Source organism: Candidatus Marivariicella framensis, assembly GCF_982709265.1.
This window is the reverse complement of sequence record NZ_CEXPNT010000001.1, coordinates 118,413-135,283: the sequence shown is the minus strand read 5'-3', so window position 1 is coordinate 135,283 and position 16,871 is coordinate 118,413. Positions and strand designations below refer to the sequence as shown.

Genomic DNA, 16,871 nt, shown 5'->3' with positions numbered 1-16,871 from the left:
AATATATAAAAATGCATATACATGTTTGAAGTAAATGCAGGTTTTTTATATTTGAAAAAAATAAACCGAAATATATGTCTAATGTTTTTTCAAGTAATTTTAAAAACCGTAATCGAGATCATTTCGCATCAATAGTAAGAGTTGCGCTGAGTGATGATATAATAACAGATGATGAAAGAAAATTCATCAACAGACTTGCTATCCTATTAGAAATTGAACCAGCAGAGGCTGATGAAATTATTTTAAACCCTGATTCTCATCAAATAAATCCTCCTGCCTCAGAGCTTAAGCGTTTAGAGAGGTTATATGACTTATCTAGAATTGTTGTTGCTGATGATATTGCAGATAAAGCAGAAATTAAATTGCTTATCAAGCTCACAATCGCTTTAGGCTTTCCTATTGAAGAGGCTAACTCTATAGTTGAAAAATCTATAAAACTTGTTCAGTCGGGTGCTGATGAGGATGATTTTATTTTATCATTAAAGTAGTTATTTGTAATGTTTTTTATTGGAGTAATAAGATATGCTTCCTAAAATAATTACAAATAAAACTGAGTAGTATACAAAGTTTGGAGTTATAATTTTATCTCCACTTGCATAAGAATGAAGACCTACAAGATAAAAGTTAACACCAAAGTAGGTCATTAATATACTTGAGTATGCTACTATACTCATTAGATTAAATAACCACCTTCCTTTTAAACCAGGAACTAATCTCATATGAATTACAAATGCATATACCATAATTGAAATTAAAGCCCATGTTTCTTTCGGATCCCAACCCCAATATCTACCCCAGCTTTCATTTGCCCACATTCCTCCAAGAAAATTTCCAATTGTCAACATTATTAAACCTATAGTAATAGAGAGTTCATTGATTATACTTAATTCTTTGATTTTTGATTTAATTTTGTTTTTGTTTTTTGAGTTTGTTATGGTAATTAAAAATAAAGTTACAATTCCAAGAATCATACTAATAGAAAAAGGACCATAACTCCCTACAATTACTGCGACATGAATCATTAACCAATAACTGTCTAAAACAGGTTGTAAATTGGCTATAGCAGGGTCCATCCAGCTCCAGTGAGCAATCATAAGTATCATAGATGACACAAAAGATGTAGCAGCAATTGTAAGTGAGGATTTTCTACCAAAAATTAAACCAAAAAATAATGTAGCCCATGAAACATATATCATAGACTCATATGCGTCGCTCCATGGTGCATGACCTGAAATAAATGATCTAAAGATTAAACCTAAAGAATGAAGAGAAAAAAGTAATATAATAGATCCTATTAAAGCTAATTCAAAATATTTAAGGAATTTTCTTTCATTAAAAATTCTAATTATTAAAACTATAAATAATAAAAGTCCAGCATATATGTACCAACTAAATAATTTTTTAAATATATCATATTTGTTATATAAAATTTCAGCATCAACTTTTGAAGAACTTGGTATAACTTCTGATCCATATTTTCTTTGAAACCCCTTCAAACTCTCAATAAGCTCATCAGCTTGCGTGAAATCTCCATTAGACTTTCCTAATCGCATTGCCTGGAAATAAAGTGGTAAAACATTATTCACATACAATGAGTCTGTTCCTTTTATATCAACTTCATTTAATTCCGGATATGAAACCCATTTATTTATTGAATCGTTTGGTATAGGGAAAATCCTTAATACCTTTCCTTCTAATGCAGAATATAAGAGATTAACTCTTCTATCTAATTCAATAAAATCTTTTTGAAATTGATTTGGAGTTTGGGCCCTATATGCATTTTCTAATTGATTAGCAATCTTGTAATTACCTTGTTCATCAAAAAATGATACTAGTGGTGCATATTTTGATTTTTCATCAACCCCAGCAATTTTTCTCAAGCTATCATTCCCCCTTTTTAAATATATAATTGGGACATTATACCATACAGCCGGATTGTTTATGATGGATAGCAAAACCTGGTCTGATGAAAGTCCTTTATATGTGTCACTCTTACTAACCTTCCTGAGTAATTCTGATGAAAAAGTATTAGCAGGCTTCATTCTCCCACCTAAGTCTTGAATTATTAAACTACCAAATTTATTGGCTTGGATATCTGGAAAAGCAGTAACCTGTATTAATGAATCAAAATCAAATTCTTGTAATTCAAACTTTTTTAAGACTGAATCTTGAGCATTTAAAGTATTAAAAAATAAAAAAAGTAATACAAACGAAAATTGTTTATTTTTTAATTTTGAAAGGCTTTTTGATAAATTCTTAAAACGAGTTCTTCCTATAAAAAATATACCACACATAGATAGATATAATAGAATATATCCAATATAAGTGATCAAAGTTCCCATAGAGTCATTATTTACAGAAAGTACTGTTCCTTTTTCATCTGGATCAAAAGAGGCTTGAAAAAATCGATATCCCTCATAGTCTAAAACATTATTCATGTATATATCATAATCAAATACTTTAGAATCGTCTTTAACTGTAACTTTACTCATAAATGAAGAATAGCTTTTTTCTGTTCCTGGATATTTGTCTGCTATAAAATCATTTAAAGTAATTGAAAATGGAAGGTTTAATGATTGAGAGCCATATGAAATATAAAAATCAAGTCCACCTACTTTAACATCTTTAGCTTCATTAACAACTCCCTTCCCTCCCATTACACCAATCTGTTTTGTCTCACCCATTGAGCTTATTGATAAATATAATGCATCTTGTTTGTCAGTCAATTTATCATCCGACTTAACAATTCCAAAATCTCCTCTTAAAGGAGGGTCAGGAATTACAAATTGAAAGTTTGGTATAACATAGAGAGATCTAAGTAATAATTCTTGTTCTTCATTTTTTGTTATTTTACCTTTAAATTGATCAGCCATTCTAGTAAATGTTCCAGAAAAGGGAGATTCTATGTAGTATAAACCAGAATCTGAACGAATATTAATAGCTCCATCTACTGAATTATTTAATGTAAAAAGAACATTGTGAATACTTGCAACTTCTCCTTCCTTTAAAAAGTGTTCATGTCTGTTTCCATCATTGGCTTCAACAATCTTTAAATATCTATCTCCATCAGAATTTAAAACAAGCCCTTCTGATACGTTTTCGATATATTTAACAGAACTAATAGAAAATTCTTGTCCATCAAAGTTTTTATTCCAATTAAGATTATTTGAAGTGTGTTCTGAGAACAAGACCTCATCTATTAATTTCTTTCTTTGGGGAGTCCCATTTACTTCTCCATCCACGAGAATTGTTAAAAAAGTTTTTTCTGATATAATTTTACTACTTTCATTCCCTTCTCTTATTGGCATTACTCCTTCAAAACCAAAGTATCTAGTTATAAAAGCACCCAAAAGAATTAATATAAATGAAAGATGTAATAACAACACAGCCCATTTGTCTTTTTTAAACAATCTATATTTAAATATATTTCCAAGAAAATTTAACATAAATAAGACCAAAATAAGTTCAAACCACCATGCATTATAAACCCAGATTTTAGCTGCGGTTGTAGAATAAAAACTTTCCAAAAAAGTACCAACTCCCATTGCTGTTGGGAAAGCAATAAACAACAGCGCCGTTAGTTGATTTGAAAACAAGTACTTAAAAAATTTTTCTTGCATTTATATCTTAAATTGTTATTACAAATATACCCTTTGATACTGGATTTTTAAACAGCTATGTTGTTATTAAAATGATTTATTTAACATTTTTACTGTTTTTTAATTTATTAGTTTATTAACAACATTATGTACATTTGAAATTATGTTAGAGATCACTGTTATTGGAAACGGAAATGTAGGTTCTAAACTAGCAAACTCAATAGACAATCTTAAAGAATTTAAGTTACTTGAGTGGTACGGAAGAAGTTGGATAAACGATGAATTCCCAGAAAAAAGAATCAATAAATTATCTGATCTTAAAAAAGCTGACTTATATATTTTAGCAGTATCAGATAATTCAATTGATACTTTTTTTAATTTTATTAGTACTGATTCTTTTGTTGTTCACTGCTCCGGTGCAACATCAATAAATATATTTAAAAATTATTCTAGATCAGGCGTGTTATTTCCAGTTCAAACAATTTCAAAATCCAATGATAAACTTTTTAAAAATACACCTTTTTGTATTGAAGCTAAAAGTGAAAATGATTTGATTGTTTTAAAAAGATTAGTTCTAGCCCTAAAGGGGAGCTACGAGTGCTTAAACTCCATACAAAGAGCTAATTTGCATTTGTCAGCTGTTTGGGTTAATAATTTTGTGAATCACATGATTTATAAAGGAAAAAAAATATGTACTAATAACGACATTCCCTTCTCTATTTTAGAACCCATTATAAAAAACACAATTAATCAAGCATTGATTAATGATCCAAAAATAGTTCAAACTGGACCCGCAAAAAGGGGTGATAACAAAACATTAAAAATTCATAATGAACTAATTAATGATTTAAATGATAAAAAACTTTATGATTTAATAACAAAATCAATACAAAACAGCTATGAATAAAGAAAATTACAAAATAAGATTAAAAAATATTACAACTTTTATTTTTGATGTTGATGGCGTCTTAACTGATGGCAAACTTTTAATTACCTCAAATGGAGAGATTTTAAGGTTAATGGATGCCAAAGATGGGTTTGCAATGAAATATGCAATTGATAAAGGTTTTAAAATCTCAATAATTTCAGGTGGAAAAGATGAATCCATCAGAAAAAGAATAGAAAAACTCGGTATAAACGATATTTACTTGGATTCTCATAATAAAATTGATTCTTACAATCACTTATTAAATAAATACAAATTATCTGCAAATAATATTCTTTATATGGGAGATGATATACCTGATATACCCGTTATGGAAAAAGTTGGAATAAGTTCGTGTCCTCAAGACGCAGTTACTGATGTTAAAATAAAAGCAGATTATATTTCTCACAAAAATGGAGGTAATGGCTGTGTTAGAGAAATTATAGAACAAGTTCTTCGAGTTCAGAAAAAATGGAAGTATACGAACTAATTCTATGATTGAAAACTTTAAGAAAGAAATCATATTAGCATCTAATTCTCCCAGAAGAAAAGATTTTTTTAATTTATTTAAGTTTCCATTTAAAATTAAAACTTTTGATGTAGAAGAAACCTATCCGTCAAACCTAAAAGAAGCGGATATACCGAGATATATTGCTGGTTTAAAATCTAATCCATTTAAAAAAATAATAAATAAAAATCAAATAGTAATTTCGGCTGATACAATTGTGTGGCATGAAAATAAATGTCTTGGTAAACCAAAATCTTTAGATGATGCAAAACAAATGCTAAAGTCATTGTCCGGAAAAACTCATAAAGTTATTACAGCAGTAGGGTTTTTAACATTTAACAATTATTATTGTATTGATGTAACAACTGAAGTTACATTTGAAAAACTAAATAACTCCATAATTGATGATTACTTATTAAACGCCGCCCCCCTTGACAAAGCAGGTTCATATGCAATACAAGAATCAATTGGTTTATTGGGGATTTCAAAGATAAACGGCAGTTATACAAATGTCGTTGGCCTTCCGGTAACTGAAGTTTTAAATGAAATAAAGAAACTTATAGATCGCTAATTTTTAAATATTAACTTCAACAAATGAAATACTTTTTTACGCTAGTATTATTTTTTCTACTATTCGCCTTTCAGGCAAGATCACAGAATAGTTCAGATATATATTCAAAGATTCAAAAATTAAATGTTTTGGGAAGTTTACTACACATAGGAGCTCATCCAGACGATGAAAACACAAGTCTTATTTCTTATTTTTCAAATAAATATCATATTGAAACAACTTATCTTTCGCTAACAAGAGGTGACGGAGGTCAAAACAGGATAGGGACTGAATTAACAGATGCGTTAGGTTTAATTAGAACTCAAGAACTTTTGGCTGCGAGAAAAATTGATGGTGCTAATCAGTTATTTACAACTGCTAATGACTTTGGCTTCTCCAAGCATCCAGATGAAACATTAAATATTTGGGATAAAAATGAATTATTAAGTCAAATTGTTAAACATATAAGAACAATACAACCTGATATAATTATAAATCGATTTGATCATAGAACTCCTGGCACAACTCATGGACATCATACGTCATCAGCAATTTTAAGCTACCAAGCTTTTGATCTGTCATCAAATGTTAATTATTTTCCAGAACAATTAGAATCACTTTCAGTTTGGAATCCAGAAAAATTATTTTTTAACACTTCCTGGTTTTTTTATGGAAGTAAGGAAAATTTTATGAAAGTTGAAAAAGATAATTTTTTAAAATTTGATCAAAGTGAATTTAATCCTCTGATTGGATTGACCTATGATCAAATAGCTGCTAAAAGTAGAAGTCAACACAAATCTCAAGGATTCGGAAGATCACCAAAACCTGGAGGTCCTCAATGGGGTTATATGGAGCTAATAAAAGGAAAGTCTGTTTCATCAAATAATCCTTTTGAAGGAATTGATATTAGTTGGAACAGATTAAAAGGTGGAGATAAAATTGAAAGCCTAATTGATAGACTTCTTAATGACTTTAACTTTAAAGTTCCTGAAAAAAACATCTCTGACTTAATTAATATTTATAAAAATATTGAAAGTTTAGAAATTGGATATTGGAAAAGCTTAAAGTTAAATGAAGTAAAAAATATAATATCTCTTTGTTTGGGATTAAATATTCAATTAAATAGTGAAAATATATTAGGAACTCCAAAAAGCAAAGAAATATTTAATCTGAAAATTATCAACCCATCAAATACAAGTATTTTAATTAAAAATCTGAAATTAAAAAATACTGATTTTATAATTAATTCTACAATAATTAATAATAATTTGTTTGAAAAAAAATTAGATATAACTACAGGTGATCAAATTTCATCACCTTACTGGCTAACTAAAGAAGGCACGCTAGGAATGTATCAAGTAGACAATCAAGAGCTAAAGGGTTTACCTGAAACCCCAATAGCCATAAAAGCTGAAATAAAGCTAGAAATAAATGGTACAGAATTAAATATGATTGTTGATGCAAATAACAGGATTACAGATCCTGTTCAAGGTGAGGTGATAACGCCCTACACTATTGTGCCAAAAGTCACTGTTAAACTTGATCAACCTGTTTATATATTTCCTGATTCAAAACCAAGACAAATACCTGTTTCAATAACTGCACATGAAAATAATGTTAAGGGCACTCTAAGTATAGAATTACCAGAAGGTTGGATAACCAAGCCGAATCAATTTTTGTTTGATATTTCAAAAAAGAATCAACAAAAAAATTATTTATTCAAAGTTTATTCTAGCAATAAAAACAACTCAGGTATTATAAAGCCAATTATTAATTCAAGCAACAATGAATACTCTAATCAGCTAATAACTATTGATTATCCCCATATTCCAAAACAATTCATTGTAAAGCCAAGTTTTGCTAAAGTTTTTGGAATTGATTTGAAAAATAATATTAATAAAATTGGGTATTTAATGGGTGTAGGAGATAAAATACCTGAAACATTAGAAAATATTGGAATAGAGGTAGTTGATATTGATCCCTCTAAAATAATTTTAGAGAATCTTTTAAGTTTTAAAACAATAGTAATAGGTATTAGAGCATTTAATGTTATTGACGAATTAAGTTTTAAAAACGAGATTTTATGGGATTATGTAAAAAATGGAGGAACTTTAGTTATTCAATATAATACCCGTAGAGGATTAAAAACAAATAATATTACTCCCTATAAATTAAAAATTTCAAGAGATAGGGTTACAGATGAAAATTCAAAAATTCATTTTTTAAATAAATCTCATTCAATATTTAATTACCCTAATAAAATTGAAAATAATGATTTCAAATATTGGGTGCAGGAACGAGGTTTATATTTTCCAAACTATTGGGATGAAAATTTCGAACCTCTTTTAGAAATGAATGATATTAATGAATCAAAAAAAAGAGGAAGCTTACTAGTTGCATCATACGGTAAGGGTAAAATAATTTATACTGGTCTTAGTTTTTTCAGAGAATTACCTGCAGGAGTTCCAGGAGCTTACAGACTATTTGTTAACCTAATAAACTATGGACATGAATAAGATGAAAAATCAAACGTATGCCTTGCTAATTGGAGTAAATATTTTTTACTGGTTTATATTTTATGGAATAATGAAAAATTATAGCTAATGCTAACTATTGATTGGTTTCTTTTAATTGGAACTCTACTTTTTATAGCTTTTTATGGTGTTTGGAAAAATCAAGATCATTCATCTATTAAATCATATATAAAAGGTGATAATAAAGCTAGGTGGTGGACTGTAGGTCTTTCAGTAATGGCTACTCAAGCAAGTGCAATTACCTTTTTGTCTACACCTGGACAAGCTTATAATGAAGGAATGGGCTTTGTTCAATTTTATTTTGGACTTCCATTTGCAATGCTAATTATATGCCTGTTTTTTTTACCTGTATATCAAAAATTAAATGTTTATACAGCTTACGAGTTTTTAGAAAGCAGGTTTGACTTAAAAACTAGAACTTTAACTGCTATTTTGTTTTTAATTCAACGAGGCTTAGCGGCTGGTATTACCATATATGCTCCTGCTATAATTTTAAGTGTAGCACTTGGGTGGGATTTAAAGATTTTGGTAGTATTAATTGGCTTTATAGTAATCTTTTACACTTTAATTGGAGGTACTAATGCTGTAAATGTGACTCAAAAGCAACAAATGATTATAATTATCATTGGTTTAATATCTGCATTTTGGATAGCACTTATTAAAATGCCTGAAAATATTGATTTTTCTAAGGCTCTTAAATTGGCTAGTTATAATGAGAAATTAAATATTTTAGATTTTAGCCTAGACCTTAATAGTAGATATACATTCTGGAGTGGAATCACAGGAGGTCTTTTCCTTGCACTTTCATATTTTGGAACAGATCAAAGTCAAGTTCAGCGATATCTTTCTGGAAAGTCTTTAAAGGAGAGTCAGATGGGGTTGATTATGAATGGGTTTCTTAAAGTTCCATTTCAATTTTTTATTCTTTTACTGGGCGTAATAGTGTTTGTGTTTTATCAGTATGAAACTCCTCCTATTCATTTTAATTCAAAAAATATAATAGAAATAAAAAAATCAAATTTTTCAAACGATTATTTTCAAGTTGAAAAGGAATATGAACTTACCCAAGATAAAAAGCATGAGCTTTTACTAAATCCAATGTTTTTTGAAAATGATCAGTTAAAAAAAGATTACTTAAAACTTGAATTAGATAACAAAAAACAAAAAGAAAAAGTAAATAATTTAATTCTTAAAAACAATAAAGATGCTTCAATTAATGATAAAGATTATGTTTTTATAACGTTCATTATCAATCATTTACCAAATGGAATAATAGGACTACTGTTAGCTGTTATATTTGCAGCAGCTATGAGTTCAACAGCTTCTGAACTGAATGCTCTTTCAGCTACAACCTTAATTGACTTATACAAAAGACACACGCCTAACCTGTCAGAAAATCACTATGTTAATATGGCAAAATTATTCACCTTAATTTGGGGGATAATAGCTATAGTTTTCGCATATAATGGTAATCTTTTTGAGAACTTAATTCAACTAGTAAACATTATAGGATCAATTTTTTACGGAACAATTTTAGGCATTTTTTTAATTGCAATATTCTTTAAAAAGATAGATAGTAATCCAGTGTTTTTTGCTGCTATAATTTCAGAGTTCTTAATAATCTATTGTTACTTGTTTGAGGAATTTGGTTACCTGTGGCTAAATGTAATAGGAGCAGTTTTAACTATAACAATTGCATATCTATTACAAGAAATTCAAAATATAAGTAAAAAAAACCTCGCTAAATAGCGAGGTTTAAGAATATAAGTTTCATCTATTTTGACCATTGCTCAATAGATTCTTTATTCATTTTTAAATAATCATTATTCCCAGCTATTTCAGCTAGTTCATATGATTTTTTAGCAGCTTCAATAGCAGCCTCATTCTCACCTAAACCTGCTAAAATTAATGAATACTGTCTTAAATGAAAGTATTTATTATTTCCTTTATCAATTGCAGTTTCCATCCAATTTTTAGCTTGTTTAAGGTCTAATTCGCTATTTAAAAAATATACTGCAGAACTGTAATAATCTGAAGCCTTAGGATTATTTGACAATGCTTTATCTATAGACGCCATTGTTTTTTTAACAGTAGGAACCTCTATTAAAGTCGTAACCTTTGTATTTTCCCATGAAATAGTAAGCTCTGCATTATTATTTGTTAAATTTTCCAGTTGAATAGTAAAAGATCCTATAATTTCATTTGTTTTAGTTGCTTTTGACTCAGATACTACAGCAATTTGAGTTGCATCCCAATCCTTCACAAGTCCCCAATTATCACTTTTCTTATAAAAAAATACTTCCCACATTTCTTTTCCAGGACGAGTAAATAAAGCATATGTTCCTTCAGGTATTTCAATACCAGCAATTGTTACTGGATCTGAAAAACTAATTTTTGTGTTTGCATTTGCACCAGTTCTCCATAATTCTCCATATGGAACTAAATTACCCATAACTTCTCTACCGCGCATTGCAGGTCTTGAATATTCAATTTTAATATCAGTAAGACCAACAGTTTGATTAATTGTAGCAGAAGGACTCGGTTGAGGAGAGACTACTTGAGCCAAATTGTAAAATGGAACAAATAATAACAATAATAGATTTTTTTTCATGTCTTTAATTTTTATTTATATGTAAATTTAATAACTATATTTCTATGTTTACCCCAATTAAGGATTAATTAATATTTTTATATAATGACAGCTAATTATAGTTTCAGTTTTGTTGTTTGGCTTTCATATTTAATTAATTTGATTGGTAATCATTACGCTTTATTATCTACCAAAAAATATCAATGCTTTTTTTGACTATAGAAAACTCTATACTAATACATAATAACCGTACTATATCAATAATAAACTCTTTAATCTTAATTTTAAAAATAGAAAAATTATTGAAAATTGATAACGACATCTAGTATATTTGTTAAAATTTTTCATGAAAGTTTACACAAAAACTACGTCTCAAAAGCTACCTATATCTATTGATAAAGCATGGGAATTTCTGTCAGATCCAAAAAATCTAAAAATCATAACCCCAGATTATATGGGCTTCAAAATCCTTGGTGGGTCAGAAAAAAAAATATTTGCAGGTCAAATCATACAATACATAGTCACTCCTATCCTAGGAATACCAACAAAATGGATTACTGAAATAACTCATGTCAAACATGGAGTATATTTTGTTGATGAACAAAGGTTTGGCCCTTATTCATTATGGCATCACAAGCATTTCATAAAAGAAATTGAAGGTGGTGTGGAAATGGAAGATGTCATTGATTATAAGTTGCCTTTTGGCCTTTTAGGTCAATTATTTCATCCTATAATAGTAAAACCAAAACTTGATGAAATATTTGATTATAGGTTTAATAAATTAATTGAAATTTTTGGTGAATTTGGAAAAACAGACTCTTATACTAGAAACGAATTATTAAAAAATATTATATGAAAAAAAATATACTTATTGTTGGAGGTAGCTCAGGAATTGGGTTAGAGATTGTAAAACAATTACATGAGGAACATAATGTTTATGTTGCTAACAGAACAAATGAATCTTTAAGTAACTTTAAACATCAATTCATCAAAATTGATATAACTGAAGAAACTATAGACTCTTCAATACTTCCTGAATCATTAGATGGTCTTGTATATTGCCCAGGCACTATAAATCTAAGACCCTTTAGAGGCCTTAAGCCTGAAACTTTCATTTCAGATTTCAACATTAATGTTATGGGAGCAATTAGAAATATACAAGCAGTTTTGAAAAATTTAAATCAATCAGAGCACTCTAGTATTGTTTTGTTCAGTAGCGTAGCAGTTCAAACTGGAATGCCTTTTCATTCATCTATTGCTGCTTCAAAAGGAGCATTAGAGGGGTTAACTAGATCTTTAGCTGCGGAGCTAGCTCCAAAAATATCAGTTAATGCTATAGCACCATCTATAACAAATACGCCTTTAGCTGATAAGTTTTTAAATAATGAAGCCAAAATGGAAAGAGCTATAGATAGACATCCTCTTAAAAAAATTGGCTCACCAAAGGAATTGGCTAATACTGCAATATTTTTACTAAAAAACTCTTCATGGATTACAGGTCAAATAATCAGTGTCGATGGAGGAATTGGAACTCTTAAAGTTTAAATTCGAGTTATTTTAGCTCCAATAGCCTTTAACCTTGAGTCAATATTTTCATATCCACGATCAATTTGTTCGATATTATGAATTGTACTTGTACCTTTGGCGGAAAGTGCTGCAATTAAAAGAGAAATTCCTGCTCTAATATCAGGTGATGTCATTACAGTTGATTTTAGATGAGACTTGAAATCATGACCAATAACAGTTGCGCGATGAGGATCACATAATATTATTTTTGCTCCCATATCGATAAGTTTATCTACAAAAAACAATCTACTTTCAAACATTTTTTGATGAATTAACAAACTTCCCCTTGCCTGGGTAGCAACGACTAAAATTATACTTAATAAATCTGGAGTAAATCCTGGCCAAGGTCCATCTGAGACAGTTAATATAGATCCATCAATATAACTTTGAATCTCATATCCTTTTTTGTGAGCGGGAATATAAATATCATCATTTACTTTCTCTAATTGAATTCCTAATTTTTTGAATACTACTGGAATTTGTCCTAAGTAATCCCAATTGACATTTTTTATAGTCAATTCGCTTTTAGTCATAGCGGCAAGACCAATCCAACTTCCAATTTCTATCATATCAGGGAGTAAAGTATGAGAGACTCCATTTAACTTGTCTACACCATGAATTGTGAGTCGATTAGAACCAATACCCGAGATATTAGCACCCATACTTACTAGCATTTTGCACAATTGCTGAAGGTAAGGCTCACATGCAGCATTGTATATAACTGTCTTGCCATCAGCTAAGACCGAAGCCATTAATATATTTGCTGTTCCAGTCACTGAAGGTTCATCTAATAGCATTTCAGCTCCTCTAAGTTTCTTAGCTGATACAGTATAAAAATAATTTTCTTTGTTATAATTAAATTTAGCGCCTAACTTAATAAATCCTTCAAAATGAGTATCAAGTCTTCTCCTTCCAATCTTATCTCCACCTGGCCTGGGAATACTTCCAACTCCAAATCGACCCAACAAAGGTCCCACAAGCATAATTGATCCTCTTAAGCCTTTCCCGTCAATTTTAAATTGATCAGACTCCAAGTAACTAATATCAATATTAGAAGCTTGAAATTCATATTTACCGTTGTTTAATTTGTTAATTGAAACTCCAAGGTTTTTTAAAAGAGATATTAATTTATTAACATCAATTATATCAGGAAGATTACTTATAACTACTTTCTCTTTAGTTAATAATAGTGCACACAAAACTTGAAGCGCTTCATTTTTGGCTCCCTGAGGTACAATAAAACCAGATAATTTGTTTCCTCCTTCTATTTTAAAACTTCCCATTATGTTCAGTACTTAATATCGAGTTCTTTTATTTCTATAATTATTTTTTTTAATTATAGAGTTATTTGATTTAGGACCATTACCATTCTTAGATCTTGCTTTTAAAAATTCTGAAGATTCGGTTAATGGTAGCAACTCTTCTTTAACTTTTAATTCACTATCTGATAATTCTTTTAAGTGACCGAAGATTAAAGCGTCCTCAACAGTATCTTTATTCCAATTGAGAAAACATTTTTTCATATGATTAGCAATTGTAAAAACTAATGCATCTTTCATTTCTCCTTCTTCCCAACTTCTGGCAACTTTTATCATCTGACTTATATTATTACCATAAAACCTATATTTCTGAATACTAACTGGATAAGTAATTCTTTCTGGTCTAGCCTTAAGAACTTCTTCTTGTGGTTTTTCAAATGGGGAATCAACATCTAATTTAAAATCAGACATTATAAATAATTGATCCCAAAGTTTGTGCTGAAAATCTGGAACATCACGAAGGTGAGGATTTAAATTTCCCATTACTCCTATAATTGATTTAGCCATCTTATTTCGCTCTTCACGACTTTCTATTTCATGAATTTGATCAATCATTAAGTGAATGTGACGACCATATTCGGGAATAATTAGAGGCTTGCGTTGCGTGTTGTACTTTAACACTTCCATATTTGAAAAATTTATTTGGTAAGATTAAGTGTGCAAATTAATAAAAATTCATTGATTTACTAGAGAGCAATGACACCTTTAAATTTAGAAACTTTTTTATATACTTTAATTACAGATTCAGGATTTTGCATTTCTAAACTAACACTAAGGCTTATAAAATTATTTTTGGATGATTTTTTTGTTAAAAAAGTAGGTTTCATGCCTTTAAAGAGATCTTTAACGTCTTCTATATTATTTTCTTTCTGCTTTACAATAAACTTAAACATATAATTTCCTGGCCATTTTTGAGAGATTTTTAAATTTTTTAAAAATCGTGGATAAAATTCTTCATCACTCATAAATTGATGTATTGAGTAGTTTAACTTTGTGTAAATATAGTTTAAAAATAATCCTTTGAATTTAAGTAAAATTGTTGTTACAGGTGCACCAGGAACAGGCAAGACGTCAATTATAAATCTTTTAAAAGCTAAAGGCTACACTTGTTTCGATGAATTTTCAAGGACTTTAATTAACTGGGGGCATAATAATGGTATAAAAGATTTTTTTTTAGAAAAACCCAATTTGTTTAGTGAAAAAATTCTTGAAGGGAGAATAAACCAATTTAACGAATCAAAAAAAAATAAAAAATCAAAGGATAATTTGATTTTTTTTGATCGCAGCATCTTCGACACTTTTGCTTATCAAAAGTTTATAAATAAATCATTTGTTCTTCCAAATGAATATGATGTTTTTAAATATCAAAAAGTTTTTATTTTACCTCTTTGGAGTGATATATTTTTAAATGATGATGAAAGGTTAGAAAGTTTTAAGATTTCAAGAGCAATTGATAAGTCCATTAGATCTACATATTATCATTATAATTATAAATTAAATGATGTTTCAAAAACTAGCATTAAAAATAGAGTTGATTATTTACTTAGTTCCTGTTTATGAAGAAAATTAAAGATGTATTGCTAGAATATTGGGGATATAAGAAGTTTAAAGATCAGCAAGAAGCAATAATTAATTCAATTATATCTGGGGACAATGCTCTAGTCACTCTCCCTACTGGTGGAGGAAAGTCATTATGTTATCAGCTTCCATCTTTAATAATTGGTGGAACTACAATAGTTATTTCACCTTTGATTGCGCTAATGGAAGATCAAGTTAGAGCTTTAAATAAATTAGGTATTTCTTCTTTTTATTTTAAATCTGATTCAAAAAATTTAACAATGGATCAACAATTAGATAATTGTATTTATGGAAATTACAATCTTGTTTACTGCTCACCGGAAAGATTAATAAATTCTGAATTTTTAAATAAAATAAGTAGAGCGAAAGTTAATCATATAGCAATAGATGAAGCTCATTGCATCTCTGAATGGGGTCATGAATTTAGACCTTCATATAGAAACATTAAAGACCTAATAAAGCTTTTTCCAAATGCAGTAGTCACAGCATATACTGGTTCTGCAAACCTCAGAGTCAAAAATGATATAATTGAAAATTTAGAGTTGATTAATATTAATAAAATCGAATCTTCTTATGAGAGAAAAAATATATTTTACGAAGTAAGTCATGTAGATAATAAAATTAATGGTTTATTAAAGGTAATTAACAACGAGAGCTCAATCATATATTGTGACACAAGAAGATCTACTGAATATGTTTCAAAAAAACTATCTCACAAAGGTTTTTCAGTAGACTATTTTCATGGAGGAATTCCTATAGAAGAGAAAAAAGAAAAATTATTAAAATGGCATTCTGAAGATATTAAAATAATTGTTGCAACCACAGCTTTTGGTATGGGCATAGACAAATCAAATGTTAGAAAAGTTATACATTATGACATACCCAGAAGTATTGAGAATTATTACCAAGAGTCAGGAAGAGCAGGGCGAGATGGAGAAAAGTCAAAAGCTATCTCATTAGTTACACCTGAAGATAAAAGTTCATTTATTAACCAAAATTTAAATAGTCTTCCAAACAAAACTAATTTAATTGAAACATATAAAAAACTATGTAATCACCTCCAAATTCCTTTTGGTGAGGGACAAGGCAATTGTTTTGATTTTGATTTTATTTTTTTTTGTAGAAAATATGAGCTGAACAAGCGAACAACTCATAGCATTTTTCGATTTTTAGAAAATAACGGATTAATAGTTTTAAATTATACAAGAAATAATAAAATAAAAATTCATGTTCAAGCCAGTATTAACACTATTAAGGATAGCATTAAGCTTTCAAACCCACAATCTAAAGTCATAGAATCACTTATAAGGTTTTACCCAAGCATAATGGATAAAAAAATTGAAATATCAATAGAAAAGCTAATTCAATTCACCAACCTAAGTCGAAAAGAAATCTATGAATATCTTAAGTTTTATAATAAAATAAATTTATTAGATTTAGATATAACAAGTTCTGATATTCAATTACACTGGTTAAAACCTAGAGAGGATAATTATAGCATAAACCCCTTAATTAAACAACTAGAAGAAATAAACAGTATTAAAAAAATAAAATTTAAAAAAATTATAAAACTTATTTATGATGATAAAAATTGTAAAACACGACAGCTACTTAAATATTTTGGAGAAAATAAAGCTAATAACTGTATGAATTGTAGTTCTTTTTGCTGTAAATAATTAAAAATAGATTTAATTTCATAGTA

15 protein-coding genes are annotated in these 16,871 nt (G+C 28.8%); 10 read left to right on the top strand and 5 right to left on the bottom strand.

Translation table 11 applies throughout. From position 1 onward, the window contains the following. Window positions 1-74: 74 nt before the first annotated feature. Window positions 75-488 carry a tellurite resistance TerB family protein gene (locus AC34EU_RS00635; RefSeq protein WP_487532992.1) on the top strand — a complete coding sequence of 138 codons (414 nt, stop codon included), beginning with the start codon at window positions 75-77 and terminating at the stop codon, window positions 486-488. Here the strand turns inward: AC34EU_RS00635 and AC34EU_RS00630 are convergent, their stop codons facing one another. Then, window positions 489-3,620: a cytochrome c biogenesis protein gene (locus AC34EU_RS00630; RefSeq protein ID WP_487532990.1), complete on the bottom strand. Its 3,132-nt coding sequence runs from the start codon at window positions 3,618-3,620 to the stop codon at window positions 489-491. Between the two features lie 142 nt (window positions 3,621-3,762). Here AC34EU_RS00630 and AC34EU_RS00625 point away from each other — a divergent pair, with 142 nt between their 5' ends. The 5 genes from AC34EU_RS00625 to AC34EU_RS00605 all read left to right on the top strand — a co-directional run bounded on the left by AC34EU_RS00625 (window position 3,763) and on the right by AC34EU_RS00605 (window position 9,865). Further along, window positions 3,763-4,506, top strand: coding sequence for a Rossmann-like and DUF2520 domain-containing protein (locus AC34EU_RS00625; protein WP_487532988.1), 744 nt, complete (start codon window positions 3,763-3,765; stop codon window positions 4,504-4,506). Then, window positions 4,499-5,014: a KdsC family phosphatase gene (locus AC34EU_RS00620; protein ID WP_487532987.1), complete on the top strand. Its 516-nt coding sequence runs from the start codon at window positions 4,499-4,501 to the stop codon at window positions 5,012-5,014. The genes AC34EU_RS00625 and AC34EU_RS00620 overlap by 8 nt, the downstream gene beginning before the upstream one ends. Window positions 5,015-5,018: 4 nt before the next feature. After that, window positions 5,019-5,603, top strand: a complete 585-nt coding sequence (locus AC34EU_RS00615) for a Maf family nucleotide pyrophosphatase (protein WP_487532986.1) — start codon at window positions 5,019-5,021, stop codon at window positions 5,601-5,603. Between the two features lie 23 nt (window positions 5,604-5,626). Continuing rightward, on the top strand, window positions 5,627-8,098 hold the full coding sequence (locus tag AC34EU_RS00610; RefSeq protein ID WP_489695986.1) for a PIG-L family deacetylase: 2,472 nt from the start codon (window positions 5,627-5,629) through the stop codon (window positions 8,096-8,098). An 87-nt stretch (window positions 8,099-8,185) separates the two neighbouring features. Then, entirely contained in the window at window positions 8,186-9,865 is a 1,680-nt protein-coding gene (locus AC34EU_RS00605) for a sodium:solute symporter family protein (RefSeq protein WP_487532984.1), read from the top strand. Window positions 9,866-9,890: 25 nt separating this feature from the next. Here the strand turns inward: AC34EU_RS00605 and AC34EU_RS00600 are convergent, their stop codons facing one another. After that, window positions 9,891-10,727 carry a DUF2911 domain-containing protein gene (locus AC34EU_RS00600; RefSeq protein WP_487532983.1) on the bottom strand — a complete coding sequence of 279 codons (837 nt, stop codon included), beginning with the start codon at window positions 10,725-10,727 and terminating at the stop codon, window positions 9,891-9,893. Window positions 10,728-11,052: 325 nt separating this feature from the next. Between AC34EU_RS00600 and AC34EU_RS00595 the strand changes: the two genes are divergently transcribed. Both AC34EU_RS00595 and AC34EU_RS00590 read left to right on the top strand, forming a co-directional pair. Beyond that, a complete protein-coding gene (locus AC34EU_RS00595; RefSeq protein WP_487532981.1) occupies window positions 11,053-11,562 on the top strand; it encodes an SRPBCC family protein in 510 nt (169 codons plus the stop codon). Continuing rightward, window positions 11,559-12,251 (top strand): SDR family NAD(P)-dependent oxidoreductase, encoded by a 693-nt coding sequence (locus AC34EU_RS00590; RefSeq protein ID WP_487532980.1) that lies wholly within the window; start codon window positions 11,559-11,561, stop codon window positions 12,249-12,251. Before AC34EU_RS00595 ends, AC34EU_RS00590 begins: the two co-directional genes overlap by 4 nt. Here AC34EU_RS00590 and murA read toward each other — a convergent pair. The 3 genes from murA to AC34EU_RS00575 are packed head-to-tail and all read right to left on the bottom strand — an operon-like array spanning window position 12,248 to window position 14,556. Next, a complete protein-coding gene (gene murA, locus AC34EU_RS00585; protein WP_487532979.1) occupies window positions 12,248-13,555 on the bottom strand; it encodes a UDP-N-acetylglucosamine 1-carboxyvinyltransferase in 1,308 nt (435 codons plus the stop codon). The two genes, AC34EU_RS00590 and murA, sit on opposite strands and share 4 nt — an antisense overlap. 12 nt (window positions 13,556-13,567) lie before the next feature. Beyond that, entirely contained in the window at window positions 13,568-14,218 is a 651-nt protein-coding gene (locus AC34EU_RS00580; protein WP_487532978.1) for a DUF4290 domain-containing protein, read from the bottom strand. Between the two features lie 59 nt (window positions 14,219-14,277). Further along, window positions 14,278-14,556 carry a DUF493 family protein gene (locus tag AC34EU_RS00575; protein ID WP_487532977.1) on the bottom strand — a complete coding sequence of 93 codons (279 nt, stop codon included), beginning with the start codon at window positions 14,554-14,556 and terminating at the stop codon, window positions 14,278-14,280. Window positions 14,557-14,611: 55 nt separating this feature from the next. On the opposite strand from AC34EU_RS00575, the gene AC34EU_RS00570 reads away from it, so the two are divergent. Next, window positions 14,612-15,151 (top strand): AAA family ATPase, encoded by a 540-nt coding sequence (locus tag AC34EU_RS00570; protein WP_487532976.1) that lies wholly within the window; start codon window positions 14,612-14,614, stop codon window positions 15,149-15,151. Continuing rightward, window positions 15,148-16,845 carry a RecQ family ATP-dependent DNA helicase gene (locus AC34EU_RS00565; RefSeq protein ID WP_489667040.1) on the top strand — a complete coding sequence of 566 codons (1,698 nt, stop codon included), beginning with the start codon at window positions 15,148-15,150 and terminating at the stop codon, window positions 16,843-16,845. Before AC34EU_RS00570 ends, AC34EU_RS00565 begins: the two co-directional genes overlap by 4 nt. Window positions 16,846-16,871 lie beyond the last annotated feature (26 nt).

Bases quoted from the DNA above. Each gene is read 5' to 3' on its own strand.
- AC34EU_RS00635 (WP_487532992.1), top strand. From the start codon at position 75: ATGTCTAATGTTTTTTCAAGTAATTTTAAAAACCGTAATCGAGATCAT.
- AC34EU_RS00630 (WP_487532990.1), bottom strand. From the start codon at position 3,620: ATGCAAGAAAAATTTTTTAAGTACTTGTTTTCAAATCAACTAACGGCG.
- AC34EU_RS00625 (WP_487532988.1), top strand. From the start codon at position 3,763: ATGTTAGAGATCACTGTTATTGGAAACGGAAATGTAGGTTCTAAACTA.
- AC34EU_RS00620 (WP_487532987.1), top strand. From the start codon at position 4,499: ATGAATAAAGAAAATTACAAAATAAGATTAAAAAATATTACAACTTTT.
- AC34EU_RS00615 (WP_487532986.1), top strand. From the start codon at position 5,019: ATGATTGAAAACTTTAAGAAAGAAATCATATTAGCATCTAATTCTCCC.
- AC34EU_RS00610 (WP_489695986.1), top strand. From the start codon at position 5,627: ATGAAATACTTTTTTACGCTAGTATTATTTTTTCTACTATTCGCCTTT.
- AC34EU_RS00605 (WP_487532984.1), top strand. From the start codon at position 8,186: ATGCTAACTATTGATTGGTTTCTTTTAATTGGAACTCTACTTTTTATA.
- AC34EU_RS00600 (WP_487532983.1), bottom strand. From the start codon at position 10,727: ATGAAAAAAAATCTATTATTGTTATTATTTGTTCCATTTTACAATTTG.
- AC34EU_RS00595 (WP_487532981.1), top strand. From the start codon at position 11,053: ATGAAAGTTTACACAAAAACTACGTCTCAAAAGCTACCTATATCTATT.
- AC34EU_RS00590 (WP_487532980.1), top strand. From the start codon at position 11,559: ATGAAAAAAAATATACTTATTGTTGGAGGTAGCTCAGGAATTGGGTTA.
- murA (WP_487532979.1), bottom strand. From the start codon at position 13,555: ATGGGAAGTTTTAAAATAGAAGGAGGAAACAAATTATCTGGTTTTATT.
- AC34EU_RS00580 (WP_487532978.1), bottom strand. From the start codon at position 14,218: ATGGAAGTGTTAAAGTACAACACGCAACGCAAGCCTCTAATTATTCCC.
- AC34EU_RS00575 (WP_487532977.1), bottom strand. From the start codon at position 14,556: ATGAGTGATGAAGAATTTTATCCACGATTTTTAAAAAATTTAAAAATC.
- AC34EU_RS00565 (WP_489667040.1), top strand. From the start codon at position 15,148: ATGAAGAAAATTAAAGATGTATTGCTAGAATATTGGGGATATAAGAAG.